Raw genomic sequence first — 16,221 nt, 5'->3', positions numbered from 1 at the left:
TACAAATGGCGAGAATATATATAGTATAAATGTAGGAGTTTTACCGAAAGGATTGTATATACTTTCTGTGGGGAGCGAAATGGTTAAGGTTATGATAGAATAGGAGCCAAGTACAAAGACTTTTATTTCATATATAACCACAAGTCTGCTACGATGATAATTATTCGCAGGCGGCGAACAGCATGACGCTTACGCCTGATTGCGTTGCCGTTGCAACGTCACCCTGATCCCGACTTATCGGGATTCAGGGTCTATAATTTTTGTGTGGAGTGTGGTGTTTCCACCCAACCAAGCGAAGTAATCCGCCTCGGGCGGAGAATTATTATAATTTAAGAAATGGTATAAGTATATTACTCCCCACCCTCAAGGTCAGGAGTACCGCCGCCGCCAGGTCTTTGCGGTTTGTTCTGCTGCATCTTTTTCAAGCGTTGCAGTAATACTTTTTTAAAGTCTTCATTTGCTTGATACAGCTTCACAATTTTGCTTGCGGGTATTGCTTTTTTAAATTCAATATTATACTTTTTGAGCAAGTCGACTTGGGCTTGGTGCATTTCTACTTGTTTCGTCAATGCTTTCTCGGCTTCTTCCTCACTTACTTGTCCATCTTTATTAGCATCGGGATCGAGTTTGTATTTTTCTTTAATAGCTTTTCCTTCTGCTTCAAAAGCATTGAACAGCGGCCAAAATTTTTGTGCTTCGTCCGAGCTTAAATCTAAGCGTTCAGTTATAAACGCTATTTTCCATGCTTTCACCTTATCTTCTTTTTTCTCTTTGGATGGCTGCCCTTGAGCAAATGCTGAGAAGCTCAGCATAAAGACCATCACTATTATAATATTCTTCATAATTCTTCGGGATTAATTTCGTTATCAATTATATATTGTTCTATTTGTTGTTGGTTTGGGGCTTTATCAGCTTTTGGAGTATAGTCCTCTTTGCTTTTTTGTATATTATTTTTTGATTTACTACTTGGCTTTTGAATGTCATTATTATTTGCAGTTTGTTGTTCCATATTTGCCAATTCTATCAAATCCTCAGTATCCAAATCTTCATCAAACAAAGCTGCTTGTAATTCTTCATAAGTGATATCTTCTATAATAACAGGTTTGCTTAATTGACCATTATTATTATATACTACAATGTTTTGTTTGTGGTTGGTCATATATCCCAAACCAAATGCTACGGCCACAACTGCTGCATAGCGAAGAAAGGTTTTGAGTATCGGTCTGCGTACCAAAGGACTATATATAGTTGTATTTTTATTTTTGGTAGTACCGACAGTTTGTGCAAGTATATTTTTCTTTGATTTTTCGAAATAATTATCGTCTATTTTAAATGCATTTTCACTCCCTGTTTCTATAGTACTTTGATGTTTTGTAGTTTCATCCAATATATTAAACTTTGCCTGTTCAAAATATCCTTCAGGCAAATCGAATCCTGTTTCATTTGCGGGAATTAGTGGAACTACTTCAAAGTTTTCTTCTTGCACTATTTGTTTATTAATTATATTTTTTAATTCATCAAAATAACTGGCAGGATTTGTAAAAGGATATTCGTGTTTGGGAAGTGAGGTGAAGTCTGATTCTGGAAATGCACCCAATTGTAATTTGATACTCGTGGGCAATTCTTCAAAATATCCATCAGGACTCACAAAGCCCGTTTCTGTTCCCAAAAGTTTTTTGAGTTCTTGATCGGCGTTATCGTTATGGGATGGAAAAGGTTTCATTTAGTGTTCTGACGCTTTTGTGACATAATGGTTTAAGACACTCCGAAATATTTTTCGATTTTTTTCACAGCATGAAAGTAAGAAGCCTTTAAAGCCCCAACACTTGTGCCCAATATCTCGCTCATCTCTTCATATTTCACCTCGTCAAAATATTTCATATTGAATACGAGCCTTTGTTTTGCAGGCAAGGTGAGAATGGCTTGCTGCAATTTCATTTGTATATCATTGCCGTTAAAGTAGGGGTCACTTGCTAAATTTTCGCTTAGACTATATTCTACAGTTTCCCAATCATTATATAAGTTTGCTTTTTTCTTATTCAGGAAATTGATGGCTTCGTTGGTGGAGATTCTATATAGCCAAGTAAATAATTTTGAATCTTCTCTGAAGCCTTCAAGACTGCTCCATACTTTGATAAAAGTATTTTGAACTACATCATCAGCATCATCATGGGCAAGTACAATTTTGCGGACATGCCAATAAATTCTGCGTTGGTACTTGTCTACCAATTGCTCAAAGCAGTGGTTGCGAGTTTTTTCATCACGAAATCCCGCCAATATATCCTTGTCTTCTATGGTACTCATAGTCGTTAATTTAGTTTAGCTTGTTGGGTATGACAAATATAATGCAAAAGGTTTAATGATGAGGGTCAGGATTCGGGATTTGGTTCGCCGGCGGCGAATGGAGCCATTCGGTAGTTGGGATTAGGTGAAGGCTAGGTCGCCATCTGAAACTTGAACGTGTACATTTTCCATCAGGTTGAAAATTGTATTGCCAGCCAATAAATGTTTTTTACTGTTTACTGCAAATAAATAATTGCTAGAGTATTTTTTTAGTGAAGGAAACATTTTGGTATCATGTAATAGAATCTGTTTGCTTTCAAAAAATTGAGCCGTGTGTATAATATATTTTATCACTTCATCATAGCTTTCTGCGGTAGCATAAATTTGTTTTACCTTCAATTCATCACCCCTCACTAGTATGAATACCAGTGCTTTTATCACATTCGATTCATCTCTCAATTCTAAACAAAACTGTTTAAAAGGCTTGCATTGGGTAGAAAAATAAAAACGATTTTCTGTTTCTGTTTCGCTAAGCCATGGAGCAGCGAGCCAATGGTTCCATTTGTTGATATCCTCATTAAATATTGATTGTTGCTTGCAGCTAACTATAAAATTTTCCTGTTCTGTTCCTATTTTATATATTGTATTTTGTTTATATAATAATATTGCGGAATCAATCTGATTATGTTTCTCAGGTTTCAATTTTAAATAATAATTGAACAATATTTTTTTGAAAGATAGCCCAAAACGCTTGTCTATCCATTCGATATTGGGTTTTTCGAGGAAAATTCGTTTGCCTTTTATTGGATTTAATTTTTGAAACACACCTTTGCTATTATATATATGAAAGGTGTTTGGTACATAATCGGCTACTATTAAATTCCCTTCGAAATGTTTATATAATTCTACAATTAAATTACCTGCATAGCCTCGTCCACGGTCTTTGGGTGCTACCCACAAATCATTGGTCCAACCTATAGTTATTTTGGTTTGGTCTTTTATGATACAATCGTGGTAAACTCCTAGGTAGGCAACAATTTCGCCTGCTTTAATTTGCACAAGGAGCATGGGTTTGTCGTCCAACCTACTAGGATTGTTAAGTTGCGAGATTGCTCTGATTTTACTGATCGGAACGTCTCTGAATTTGCCAAACAATTCGCTATGGATAAATTGAGTCAAATCATCTTTATATAATATATTGATTCCTTCTTTTAACATTTATTTGCGTTTAATATTGTTTTTGCCAAAGGGCATTTTAAGTAACCAGTATATATATTGGTAATAAATCATCCATTTTGCATTTGAAAAATTCTCAACAGGAATTCTTTGCAAATGTTTGGGATTTGATTCAATTTTTAGTCCAGCTCCTCCAAAATATAAATCAATATGTTTTTCAGTACCTTTATAAAATTCAGTGCCTATTCCATAATCTGTAAACGGAAATGAAAAGAGGTGATGTTTGGGATTTAAGTTTTGTTTTACCCAGTCCATGCTTTTGAGCGTTTCTGAAATTTGGTCATCCAAAGGCAAATACCTAAGTTCGGGATGGGTATCGGTATGTCCCCCAATATGGAAGCCGTTTGTTTTAAGTTCTTTTAATTCATTTAAATTCAGATAAGGCTGATGTGTTTTCAAATAGTCGGAAAAATCGAATTCGAGTTCTTTGGCTAGTTCGTTTAAATGTTCGGTGTGTTCATGTTTTAGATGGAATAAATACTTGGCCACATATTTCATCCCTTTGTTTTTTTGTTTCTTGAGTTCATGGGCAATGAGAGCAGCCTTTAGCCTGAACATCATATCTTTATTGTTAATAAACGCTGGGTTCACAAATAGCATTGCTTCCAATCCTTTACGCTGCAGTATGGGCATCACAAATTCATGAACACCATGCAGCCCATCATCGAAGCTCAATAAAAAGGTAGGCTTATTAATAGGTATACTATTATATATATGATCCACTAAACTATCCAAAGTGATGGGAGTATAGTGTTTTAAATGGAAATCCACTTCGGTTTCAAACTGCTGAGGTGTTCGAACATGGTACAATCCGCTGAGATGTGGCAATTGTTTATCAGAAACCTCATGGTAGAAAGGCAACAGCAATTTTTGGCCGGTGATTTTTTTGAGGAGCTTTAGCAATGCGTTTGCAAAGTAAACCCAAATTAATCAATTGAAGGTTTGCAAAACCGAACTATTTGGTTTGGTTGGGTTTATCACGCCGCCGCCAGAGGATGGAAATTGTAATTCAATTTTATATAAATTGAATTACAATTTCTTAATCGATTCAGCATTTATAATGCTGAATTTGGGATAAATCTAGAAGCCTCAAACGCGGTTTTTTAATTTTCTTGCAAAAAGTGAGCACCTTGCAAATCGATATGTAAGTAAGATAAGACCTTTTTTGAGGGACTTGCTTGTTTTATAAAGTATTTAAAATCAATTGTTAATATATGAAAGGTGATATAGGTCATACTAAATGGGCTTTTCTAAATCCCAAATCATCCGTAAGAAAAACCTAAAACTTGAAGTTTCTCAACTTTCCGTATCCTGCAATTTTGTCTCAATCAAAAGCGACAACAAAATGATACAAGTAACACTCAATACAAAAACAAAAAACATCGACTCGAAAGAGAACGTTGTTGCCTTTCTTAATAGTGTTACTATTAAAGAAATCGCTTATTGCCATATGAGCCTTATCGAAAAAACACTTTTGAAAGCTTCGTATGCCCGTCAAACATTCAAAAAATAATTAAAAGGAGAGCACAATAATGAAAAGCACAATCACCAATTTGTTAAAAAGAATCAAAAACCTTCGTAAAGGTAATAACCGTTTCACTTTGGGGCAGCCCAATATGCAGTACACTCCTGCCTTGATGCCTGTAGGTATTACAAGGAACATCAATGCTTATGCAAACAAAACATTTTTCTCTTTATTGATTATTAAAGTGTTTTGCACCAACCCCTTCATGTTTTTATAAGATAGATACATATATAATTAATTTGGATTAATGATATTGCCACCGTCTGATTAACGGTGGTTTTTTTTATTTGCGATTTTCCGATTGTTGATTTACGAATTAGGGCATTTATATACTCAGGTCCGATAGCTATCGGACTTGAGTAGATATATGCCAGATTTACAAATTACGAAGAGCATTCGCCCGTATGGTAATCGTAAATCGTAAATAACTTAGTAAATTTGCAGCAATATAAATATTATGCTGCTCACTATCCATCCCAAAACGCCCAATGAGCGTGAATGCAAAAAAGCTGTAGAGCTTTTGCAAAAGGATGGAATTATTATAATCCCTACCGATACCATCTATGCCATAGCTTGTAGGGCAAATAATAAAAATGGAATTGAACGCATTTGCAAACTCATCGGTAAAAAACCTGAAAAGGCGAATTTGTCCTTGTTGTGTTCTGATTTGAGCCACCTTTCCGATTTTTGTCAGCAGATAAACAATCCAGTTTTCAGGATGATGAAAACCTGTTTGCCTGGAGCATTCACTTTTATATTGAATGCCAATAATAATGTCCCGAAAATTTTCAGAAACACCTCCAAAAAAACTATTGGTATCCGTGTGCCCGACTGCAGTATAACCCGCACTTTAATAGAAATGCTCGATGAACCTCTGGTGTCAGCCTCATTGCATAGTACCGATTTGGTGGAAGAATATTTAACAGACCCAGAATTAATTCACGAAGCTTACGAGCAGCAAGTGGATGCCGTGATTGATGGCGGAACAGGTGGGAATATTCCATCGACCGTAGTTGATTGTACGGGCGACGAGCCAGAAATTATCAGGCAGGGAAAAGGAGAATTGCCTTGAGGGATTTATATATATTGTTAGGCAGCAATATGGGCAATAGTGTGGAGCAACTTCATAAAGCTGTAAGTTTGTTGGATGCCCAATTTGGCAATCATCAATTATCATCATTATATAAAACCAAAGCTTGGGGCAATACCCAGCAGCCCGATTTTTACAACCAAGTTATTATATATCATACTTCGCTTAGGCCACAGCAAATATTTAAAATTACGCAAAAGGTAGAAAAAGAAATGGGCCGTGAACGCAAAGAAAAATGGGGCCCAAGAATGATAGATATTGATATATTGTTTTTGGGAAGTGTGATATATTATAGTAATCTGCTTTCTGTTCCGCATCCACAATTGCATAAAAGAAGATTTACATTAGAGCCTTTGTGTGAGTTGGCCCCAGAGTTTATACATCCTGTAAAAAATAAGAAGCTCAAAGAATTGTTGGAGGTTTGTGCTGATGATTTGGAGGTGGAACGGGTTTAGCGGAATTTATTCGTGCGGACTATTCTTCCGCTCTGCATATAAATGTTTCAATTATGTTAAGTCTAGGTTGCCATGCTGAGTTTATCGAAGTTTAACAAACGGTAGCGTCTTCGATAAACTCAAACTGACAAGTTTCTATTTTAATATCATATTAATTCTACCCAACTTTCCAGTATATAAAAACAACTTTTTCCTGTAACTTCTTTTCAACTTATTCCAAAAAGAATTTTCCTGTTTGGCATAGTCGCAGTTCCATTTCTCTTTAAAATAATTAACGGCCACCTGCTCATTAATATTCATTTCTTTTCGCGTAGATGACACATGGTGAAACCCTATGATATTTCCTGATATGCCAGTTTTTATACCCATCTTCATCGCTTTGTATATATAATCCATATCATCTAAAGTGAGCCAGAATTTAGAATCAAATAATCCTATCTTCGCAAATGTTTCTTTTTTAGCCGCAAATACAACACCACCAAAAATTCCGTTGCAAATTCGTCTTTTATTCTTTTGAAGATAATAGTTCCAGTTTTTTTTCCCTTCCCAAAAATCGCTTTCATTGTATTTGTTTTTTAGCATGGGTGGCTCGATAATGAAAGGTGTAAACAATTCTAATTTGCCAGTTTCAATTTCTTTAATTGTTGCGGTATCCCAATGGGGCATCAGTACACAATCATTGTTCAAAATTACTATATAAGTTCCTGTGGCTTTAGCTAGTCCTGTGTTCCAAGCACGGGCGGTACCTGTATTTTCTGTTTCATGTATGATAGTAAATGTATGATTTTTCTCTTCGGCAAATTTTTTCAATTGCAGCAAACCTGCTTTGGTAGCTTCATCGGAGTTATTGTCTATAATAATCCATTCTGATTTTTGCTCACAGTGTATTATGTTTTTTTGAATGCAAGAAATAGTGATTTCTATTTTATTATATACTGGGATGATGATGGAGAGCATTTAATTTATCTTTTTAAAGAGACAAATATAGTACGGTCAGTGCAATTATGTAAAAGAACTCTTACATAATTCGAAAATTGGGTATATGTTTATTTCAATGCATAATACATAATATCTTAGCCTGTATTCTTGTGTTGTCGCTACATTATACCGTTAACGCATTCCTACAAGTGGTATTATATTAGGAGCGAAAATACTGTAATGCTTTATTTGTCGCCTCGTTCGCCACGAGGACCTTACTTTTTACACAAAAAGTAAGCAAAAGTGTTTTAAAATACAAAGATGATTTTTTCCTTCGGGGAAACCCCTCGCAAAAACCGTTGTATAAATATCAGCCTATTTCTGCTACCTCCTTGCGTTTATTCTCGGTAGCTTATGCATAGCGACTGCTTTTTGGATGCTGTTATTTATTCAACTATCACTGCTGTATTTTAAAATATCTTTCAATTGTTTAGTTACGTTATTGTAAGAAGGTTTGTGCTTTGCGATTATTAAAAAGGTCTAATGGGTGGCCAAAAATTATCCTATTATCCTCCCAACAATTATTGTCGTGGACATGATGTAATAGATAGTTCTACTTCACCAAAACCACCTTGCCCGCTTGCACACCACTAGGGCTTTGCAATATATAAGTATATATGCCGCTGTTGCAGTTGGGGCAGTCCCAATTGGCTTTGGTATCGCTGCCTGTTTGCAGGGTTTGTTTGATGGGTGTAGAAACCAAACGGCCTGTGATATCATATATAGTTAAAGTATATAACCCGTTGCCTGTTGCTTTGAAACTAAAAGACACTTCGCCACTTGATGGGTTGGGCCATACAGTAAGTTGTGGCGGGGGTGCGGCAGTATAATATATAGAAGTGTGTTTTGTAGTATCTGTATGGGTGGTTGTATCATTATGTGTTGTTGTATCAGGATGCCAAACGCCTTTTTCCATAACAGTATCAAGAAATTTTACATTATCTGCGTATAAGGTACCTCCGCCTTTAGTAAAGTTTGTATATTGTCTAGAAACAGAATTTAGTCTAATATAACAATAATCAGGTATATTATTATTATAGTATTTAATTGGGAAAATAAAGTCAAATGGCAATACTGTATCTCCTAAATAACGGTAATATTTTGGGTCAGAGCTTTCGTTATTATATGCTACTGTATCTTTCCCTTTTAACATCAATATCACAACATTGAACCCAGCTATTTTAATACCAGAGTTATAGCCAGCAATCATACTAAATGCCTTTGGACGGGAATGTATGATGAAAGTTTGTTCTACAAAGTTGGGAGATTTATCATTAGGTGAAAAAAGATATAAAGTAGCTGTGTCTTTATATGGCTCAAAGGAATGAGGAAGTAAATGTGTAAATATAAATCCTGTATAATCTGTGCAATAGTTTTCCCAGGGTTTGGGGATATAATATTGACAATTCTGCTGTCCTTCCCAGTGCTCAAAGCCACCATTGGGTATAGTGTCTATTTGTCCGTAACATTTATAAAATGCTGTGCTGGTAAATAAAAGTAATATAATATATAATTTCTTCATATTAGTAAATGCATAAAGTTGTATTGCCATAATCAAATCCAAGTAGAGGAAAAATATCGCAATCTCTCCTGTAATAAATTACTACACCAATAGATTTTGTACAATCTATGTTTATTGGAGTATTTAATTTGTAAGTATTGTTTTTTGCCAATGCTGTTAAATTATTATTTAATTGATTTATCATAGTGGGATCATCATAGTTAAATATTATAGGATTGCCTAAAAGTACTCCTCCATTATATACTTCTACTACTAACTGTTTGTACTCTATAGTTAAAGGAGGAGCGGTTTGGTCTGAAAGCTGATAAGGCAATTCGAGTATTTGTGTTGAACTGTGATAAAATGGATTGCAAGATACATAAGCTTGTACTGATGCATTCCAACAATAACCAGGTGATATATAATGTACGATGGGTTGTTGCGGATTGCCATCCAATATATACTCCTGGCTAAAAGAAACGCCGCAAGCATTGGTACCTGTTAAATATAAATGCATTGGGAAGGTAGGTAATGGATTATTGGGGTCTAATGTAATTGAAGGGTCTATAATAGTTGTACTGCTTAAATAATTTAAATCGGTTGGGTTTGTGGCTGTCCATTGAAATATATAACCGTAGGTGCTAAGAAAAGTAAAAGCCTGCGGGCCCAGTTGATAAAAACTTTTATTGCATATTTCAATATTAACGGTGCTTAGTTGTGGTATGGGGCAACAATCGAAAGAGTATATACTTATAACACTAACGCCACATTGGTTGGTTACATATTGGCCACTATTAGGTGAGCCATAAGTTATATCTGGTGAACCATACGATGATCCCCATTCAGCAACATGGCCACTACAATTACAACCATTTCCACTACAATTACTTGGATCCAGAAACTCATTGGGATTGTCAGTAAAACTAGATTTCTGAGCATCTTCAAATCCGCCATTAATTATCATATTTTGTGCGATGCCTTTGCAAATGCCACATAAAAAAAATATAGATAAGTAAATAATTTTCATATATTCAAAATTTATAAGCAAAAGCGATTTGGAAAGATACTTTATTGGCATTGTATTTTATGGTTGATATTTTATTATAGTTATTAATATCAGTAAAGTTAAAAATAATTTTAGAAATTGAATAACCAATATTTATAGTAGCGTAAAAATGATTATTAATTGGAACAAATAAAATATCAGCAATTTGTACTCCTGTGAATTTTTTAAAAGTAGAATCCATTTGATATATTAAAGTATTGTCGGTCAATTGATAATAACCCAAAGTTGTTATGTTGTATAAATTTTTAGCCATGCAAACTTTATATGCTACACCCACCTCATAATTAATTAACCGATTAGCAAAGTAAGGCTTCTTTTGATAATAGCCGATTGAACTATAATATCCATAACCAACACCTGCATACCCACCAATATTTCGTTTTGTGAAACGTATATATTGTAAATCCAAATAATAATTACCACTATAAGTTTTTTTAAAATTCAAAGTAGGCTGAATTAAAATCACATTTTTCATAGAATCATTGGGTCGATTAAATGCACCGCACTTAATAAAACTTAGAAGTAATAATAATATAATATAATATAATATTATATTTTAACATATAAAATTATAAAATTATTGAAATGGCTCATCCATTTTGGCGTTATTGAAACATAATCACATTTTACCTCAAAACCTATGCGGTTCTTTAACAATGTTTTACCAGCACATATTGAATAAATATTGATTGTGTTGTTTGTAAATGTGTTATGCTTGTCTGCTATTAATCTAGAATATTCAGCACCAATATAATATTGATTTTTTATTTTATAATTCCATTTTATAAATAATCCGTGTCGATTAACATGGCCAAGCATATTAGGTGTTTCCATATCAATATCCCTATAGGCTTTAATGCCAGTAATAAATGTATTCTTTTTTAGATTATAAGCAATACCAAGTTTTAAATCGTAAAAACCAACTTTTTTTTGATTATTAGTATTAATGTAATAGCCCCCTTTGTTCTATACCCTAAATTCCCCCCAAAAGAAATATACCCATGTATATCTCTTGCATGCAAAATTGAGCTTGCAAATATGACAATACAGATTAATAAAAAATTTAAGGTTCTCATTTATTATTTCCCTTCCACTTTTTTAATCCTTTCTTCAAGCTGTATCATATACAAAGTCATTTCCTCTATTTTTTTGAGCAAGGCAATATTCATTTCTGCCACATTCATTTTTTGATCTTGCATTTTACTTGCGGGGGGAATTCCTGGTAAATGGTGGTTAGCATTTATATAGTGTCGCAGAGAATCAATATCGTATAGCTGATAAGAACTATCAAACACATAATCGGGCCAATTAATAGCTATATCCAACTCTATTTCTTTAGCACCTATAGTGCCATTAACCGCCAAAGCATAACCAAAATTATTAGAGCTGTTAATGCTCACAAAACCATTATTAGCTATTCGCAGTCCTCTAAAATCGCTCGTATTTGTGGGGTTATACCAAGGTGCAATAACAAAACCCGAGCTGGTATTATAGTAGTTGGTAACTGTTCTTGTGCCTGTTATTTCACCGGTTTCATCATATACATTCTCACTCACATTGGTAGCTTTTGTTTTGCCATCGCTCCAAAATATTCCTTGGTCATCGGTTTGAGGTATCTTACCATAGCTTCCTTGGAATAACCTATTAACATAGAACAGTTGTCTATCATAAGGAGGGGTTTGCCCGCCAATGATTAATATGTTTGAAGGCCTACTATTATTTGTAAAGTGAAAACTTTTAAAGTTATAATCGAAGGGGATACTGACATGCAGAGGACTTGTTGGATCGTTTACGCCAAGCCCTATATATCCATCATCGTTTATGGTAAATATAGGAGTAGTAATTGCTGGAAAGCCTAAGATAGGTGGCGTATAATTTTCAATCCTTAAATAGTTTTGTGTGTAATAGGTTGGTGGTGGATTTTGTATCACATTTAGTAAATTTCTTCTTATCAAGAAATGATTTGTGGTATTGGTATTAGGTGTGGGTATACTAATACTAACAGGACTGAGTGTGGCTGTGGTAACCGAATTGGAAGGAATCCAATATTGGGCTTTGGTGGTAACATGTAATGCGAATGAAACCATTAATAAAAGAATAATTTTTTCATAGTAACATATTTATTTAAGGACAAATGAAAGTATTATAATTCATTAAAACAAATTTATTTTTGTAAAATTTTAAAATTAAAGTCCGTTCCAAAATTTCGGAACGGGCTTTAATTTGTATTTTTTTATTTAGTTACCCAAATCCACCAAACGTATAATAGTACTTTGTCCATTTACCATTATATGAAGTATATATACTGCCTGTGCACTGCCACTGGTGGAGATGATGATCTGGTGCTTACCTTCACTCATTGCTGAATTTGCAAGTGTGCTTACTTTTCGGCCATATATATCATAAAGTTCTATATTTACTTGGCTGTTTTTAGCTAAAGTGAAATTCAGATTTGCTTCATGATTATAGGGGTTTGGGAATACCGAAACTTCATTGGCAATCGTTTGTACTTGGTTAATTGCCGTATTGATATTTATAGTTGTTGTGGCTGAATCGGTACATCCATATTTAGCAATTACATTTAATTTTGCTATATAACTTCCATCATTATTATAAGAATGAACAGGAGACATTAAATTGGAAGAACTGCTGTCGCCAAAATTCCAATTATATATATTATATTGTGTAGAATCGGGTGTGAACTTTATAGCTGTAGGTGTGTTTTTGGTATAACTAAATGTGGCTTTTAGTTTTGGCAATATTTCTATAACTACCGTATCACGGGCAGTGCAGCCATCATTACTATATACTTCAGCCCAATAAGTTCCCGATTTTGTTACTTTAATAGTTTGGGAATTAGCACCGGTACTCCATAAATATCCCGATTGATTTCCCGCATCCAATATATATGCGTTTCCAAAGCAAGTACCTCTGTCATTGCCCAAACTAACGGTAGGCAAAGGAAAATTGAGCAAATCGGCGGTATCGGAATTTGAGCAACCTTTGCTGTCGGTAACTTTTAACCAATAGCTGCCGGGAGTGCTAACGGATATCATAGCAGCAGTGCTAGCATTACTCCATAAATACTGTGAAAAATTTCCACCTGTATTCATATATACTGCTGTACCTGGGCAAACCTCTTGGTCGGAACCAAGATTAACTGTGGGTGCGGGGTTTACTTTCAAAAAACGCATTACAGAAACATCGCAGGTTGTATTTGCATCTTTTACCGTAAAAGATATCATAAATGTTGAATCGGCGTCGGCTAAGTCTGGCATGAAACTGATGCTGCCATTCGTTGTTGAGGTAGGAGTTGTCAAACTATATTTTCCAATAGCTGCTGCTCCATTTATTGATATAATACTGGGTGTAATAAACCAGTTGCTGCCGTATTGAGAATTTGTATATCCTGAAGGTGGCGTTATTTCATAAGTTAAGGTATTGTTTGCACACGCATCATCAGGATTCGCTACAGTTCCACTATTATACTTTCCATCATAAGGTGAACCTTTTGATATACTCACACCACTGGGTTTATTTACACTTGTTATTATAATAGTATCCATTCCATAACAACCTGCAGGTGCAGTAACGGTAACCCTGTAGGTGCCACCAGTTGATACATCAATAGTAGCGGTAGTATCGCCCGTGCTCCAATTTAATTTATATCCATTAAACTTACCTGGATTGAGGGTAACAGTATTTCCAATACAAAGAATTTGGTCAGGGCCGAACTTAACATTGGGAGTGGGATATACATCCACATGCACGGTATCAGAATTAGAAATTCCATATATAGAATCGGTTGCGGTACACCAATAATTTCCAGAAGATTTAGCCACTAAAGTGTCTTCTGTTGCTTTGTATTTGTTCCATACCATATCCCATTTTTTATGTAAGGGATTTCCATATAAAGTGATTTTATCGCAAACAACAGTATCGTTACCTAAATTTATTTGTGGCTTATCTGCAACGGCAAAATTATCAAAATCCATACTATAGTTAGAAGCTGAATGAGGGGATGTGATTATTTTAACGATGAGATTATTACCCGCATATTTACCAAGGTCAAATTGAAAACTACTATAACTAAAAGAACTGGAATTAGCCGTTAGTATTTTATATATAGTTTGGAAACTTGCTCCGCAGTCGGTAGAGATTTTAATAAATACCGTATCAGTTTTGGGCATGTTAGCTGTTGGTCTATAATATATTTTCAAAGCAGAAATATTGGTAAGGGGTCCAATAAGCTCTGATGTGGCAGATCCTTTTTTGCTACTGAGCATACTTGCCCTAAGTGAATTTGAAGCGTTTAAACCATTGGCGTAGCTCCAAACAAAACCATTATTGATATATGATTTTGGGATCCCATTATAGTTTTCAAATACTGCAAGATATCCAGTTTTTATAGGCATATCGGGGCTATAGGTTCTATTTATGATATCATTATACGGTATGCTGTCGTTAGCCACTTTTATAGTTGCCTTTATATCATAGCTGCCTGAATATTTACTCATATCCAGGGTGCTACTGAAACCAACATGCATGGACGAGGCAGGAGCCAAATAACCTGTTTTGATTACCGTATCCAGACTGGCATTGTTGAGGTTGCTCATATCTAAATGGACCTGCATATTGTTGTTAGCGAATTTGAGGGTATCAGTTCCCGAATTATAGATTGCTACTTTTACAGGCTCAGCATTTGAGTAGCACGATTTTACTAAGGGGCTTTCAATATTATATATATATGCATCTATTTTTTTCTGGTCATATATATATACATTATAGTCTTCGGCTTCGCCATAATAAGCTGTATCGCATACGCCGGTTGATGAAGAGAAGTATTCAATTTTTACTCGCATACCTGTAATTCCAGTTTTTACAGAAGCAGGTATGGTTATATTTTTGCGGACTGTATTTCCATATAAACCGCTAGTCGTACTTCCACTGTATATAGATTCAGAGGCTTCGAATTCTCCATTTTGATTATAATCAATCCAGGCAGTTATATCACATGAATAAAATAGGGTGCTGCTAATTTGCGTTACCGCAAATGGAAATGTATCGCCTCTTATTAAAGGAATATATCCTATATTGGCATAATCATGATAACCGGAATTTACATTGGGATTATATTCATCGGGCAAGGTATCTGCACCATTAGAAAATTTACCAAAGCTCACATTGCCAATATTGACGAAAGTAGGATAATATGACGTTGGATTGCAATAACAATTGGTAGCAGGTTTTTGTACCATAAGTAATACCTGCGTCGAATCTGTATACCCACCACAGGTTAACATGCATCGGTAATAGGTAGAATCACCTTGAGAAGATATGAAGTTTTGATTTTGAGCACTTCCTATATTGCTCCAATTATTATAGTCAGCCGATTTTTGCCACTGGTATGTTTGGCCGGCACCAGTTGTAGAGCCTTGTAGCGACAGTGTGAAAATATCGCTCGTGCAAACGGGATTTTTATTTGTAATAACCGAACCTGCAGTGGGTGGCGAAGTACAAGGCACATATTTTATATTGATATTATAATCTTCGCAGTCGCCATAATACAAAGTGCCACAAGCAGTAATGTTTTTATAGTAATAGGAAAATATCACACGCATTTTCACTTGACCAGTATCTGCATTGTTGGGTACGGTAAAGTATATACTGTCTTGTGCAGATGCAGCCATATCGTCGAGTTCACCAATTTTTTCTTTCGTTTCAAAAGTATCATTGCCATTAAAATCTAACCATGCTGCAATATTATTATATCCCAGTGTTGAAGGACCCGCAGTAACTTTTACCCAATATCCATAACCAGTTTTAACTGTGGTTGATTGTGTATTATAATAAGTATAAAAAGGAGAATTGGCGGGTATAGTGCTTGTGTTGTTAATAGAATCAAGCGTTACATTGGAGGTGTACAAGCCCCAACTTAGGCCAGAGCCCACAAAACTTGGTTTGCAGACTTGCGAACTACATACCGAAGTAGTATATAATAAAACTATGGCAACTGCCAAAAATTTTGAAATTAATTTGGTGTTTTTCATACCTGTGATTATTTAAATTCGTAGTCTAATTTTTAAA

14 protein-coding genes are annotated in these 16,221 nt (G+C 35.0%); 3 read left to right on the top strand and 11 right to left on the bottom strand.

Annotated elements, in window-relative coordinates:
• Positions 1-350: 350 nt before the first annotated feature.
• The 5 genes from SGJ10_04385 to SGJ10_04365 all read right to left on the bottom strand — a co-directional run bounded on the left by SGJ10_04385 (position 351) and on the right by SGJ10_04365 (position 4,422).
• Positions 351-842 carry a sensor of ECF-type sigma factor gene (locus SGJ10_04385; GenBank protein ID MDZ4757366.1) on the bottom strand — a complete coding sequence of 164 codons (492 nt, stop codon included), beginning with the start codon at positions 840-842 and terminating at the stop codon, positions 351-353.
• The gene (locus tag SGJ10_04380; protein MDZ4757365.1) at positions 839-1,723 is read right to left on the bottom strand and encodes a hypothetical protein; all 885 of its coding nucleotides are present in this window, start codon (positions 1,721-1,723) and stop codon (positions 839-841) included. Before SGJ10_04380 ends, SGJ10_04385 begins: the two co-directional genes overlap by 4 nt.
• Positions 1,724-1,755: 32 nt before the next feature.
• Positions 1,756-2,304: an RNA polymerase sigma factor gene (locus SGJ10_04375; GenBank protein MDZ4757364.1), complete on the bottom strand. Its 549-nt coding sequence runs from the start codon at positions 2,302-2,304 to the stop codon at positions 1,756-1,758.
• Positions 2,305-2,424: 120 nt separating this feature from the next.
• Complete coding sequence (locus tag SGJ10_04370; protein MDZ4757363.1) at positions 2,425-3,501, bottom strand: hypothetical protein; 1,077 nt, start codon at positions 3,499-3,501, stop codon at positions 2,425-2,427.
• Entirely contained in the window at positions 3,502-4,422 is a 921-nt protein-coding gene (locus SGJ10_04365) for a polysaccharide deacetylase family protein (GenBank protein ID MDZ4757362.1), read from the bottom strand.
• Positions 4,423-5,051: 629 nt separating this feature from the next.
• Between SGJ10_04365 and SGJ10_04360 the strand changes: the two genes are divergently transcribed.
• The 3 genes from SGJ10_04360 (at position 5,052) to folK (ending at position 6,589) form a co-directional block, all read left to right on the top strand.
• On the top strand, positions 5,052-5,261 hold the full coding sequence (locus SGJ10_04360) for a hypothetical protein (protein ID MDZ4757361.1): 210 nt from the start codon (positions 5,052-5,054) through the stop codon (positions 5,259-5,261).
• Between the two features lie 240 nt (positions 5,262-5,501).
• Complete coding sequence (locus tag SGJ10_04355) at positions 5,502-6,116, top strand: L-threonylcarbamoyladenylate synthase (GenBank protein ID MDZ4757360.1); 615 nt, start codon at positions 5,502-5,504, stop codon at positions 6,114-6,116.
• Positions 6,113-6,589 carry a 2-amino-4-hydroxy-6-hydroxymethyldihydropteridine diphosphokinase gene (folK, locus tag SGJ10_04350; GenBank protein ID MDZ4757359.1) on the top strand — a complete coding sequence of 159 codons (477 nt, stop codon included), beginning with the start codon at positions 6,113-6,115 and terminating at the stop codon, positions 6,587-6,589. Before SGJ10_04355 ends, folK begins: the two co-directional genes overlap by 4 nt.
• A gap of 135 nt (positions 6,590-6,724) precedes the next feature.
• On the opposite strand, the gene SGJ10_04345 is transcribed toward folK, so the two are convergent.
• The 6 genes from SGJ10_04345 to SGJ10_04320 all read right to left on the bottom strand — a co-directional run bounded on the left by SGJ10_04345 (position 6,725) and on the right by SGJ10_04320 (position 16,184).
• Positions 6,725-7,546, bottom strand: coding sequence for a glycosyltransferase (locus tag SGJ10_04345; protein ID MDZ4757358.1), 822 nt, complete (start codon positions 7,544-7,546; stop codon positions 6,725-6,727).
• Between the two features lie 574 nt (positions 7,547-8,120).
• Positions 8,121-9,089, bottom strand: a complete 969-nt coding sequence (locus SGJ10_04340; GenBank protein ID MDZ4757357.1) for a T9SS type A sorting domain-containing protein — start codon at positions 9,087-9,089, stop codon at positions 8,121-8,123.
• Between the two features lies 1 nt (position 9,090).
• The gene (locus tag SGJ10_04335) at positions 9,091-10,095 is read right to left on the bottom strand and encodes a hypothetical protein (protein MDZ4757356.1); all 1,005 of its coding nucleotides are present in this window, start codon (positions 10,093-10,095) and stop codon (positions 9,091-9,093) included.
• A 4-nt stretch (positions 10,096-10,099) separates the two neighbouring features.
• On the bottom strand, positions 10,100-10,609 hold the full coding sequence (locus SGJ10_04330; protein ID MDZ4757355.1) for a hypothetical protein: 510 nt from the start codon (positions 10,607-10,609) through the stop codon (positions 10,100-10,102).
• 604 nt (positions 10,610-11,213) lie between these two features.
• Positions 11,214-12,221, bottom strand: coding sequence for a hypothetical protein (locus SGJ10_04325; protein MDZ4757354.1), 1,008 nt, complete (start codon positions 12,219-12,221; stop codon positions 11,214-11,216).
• A gap of 150 nt (positions 12,222-12,371) precedes the next feature.
• Positions 12,372-16,184 (bottom strand): GEVED domain-containing protein, encoded by a 3,813-nt coding sequence (locus SGJ10_04320; GenBank protein MDZ4757353.1) that lies wholly within the window; start codon positions 16,182-16,184, stop codon positions 12,372-12,374.
• Positions 16,185-16,221 lie beyond the last annotated feature (37 nt).

Source organism: Bacteroidota bacterium (assembly GCA_034439655.1).
GTDB lineage: Bacteria > Bacteroidota > Bacteroidia > UKL13-3 > UKL13-3 > CANJUD01.
Note: the sequence above shows the minus strand (reverse complement) of the source record. Positions and strands in the feature narration are given on the sequence as shown.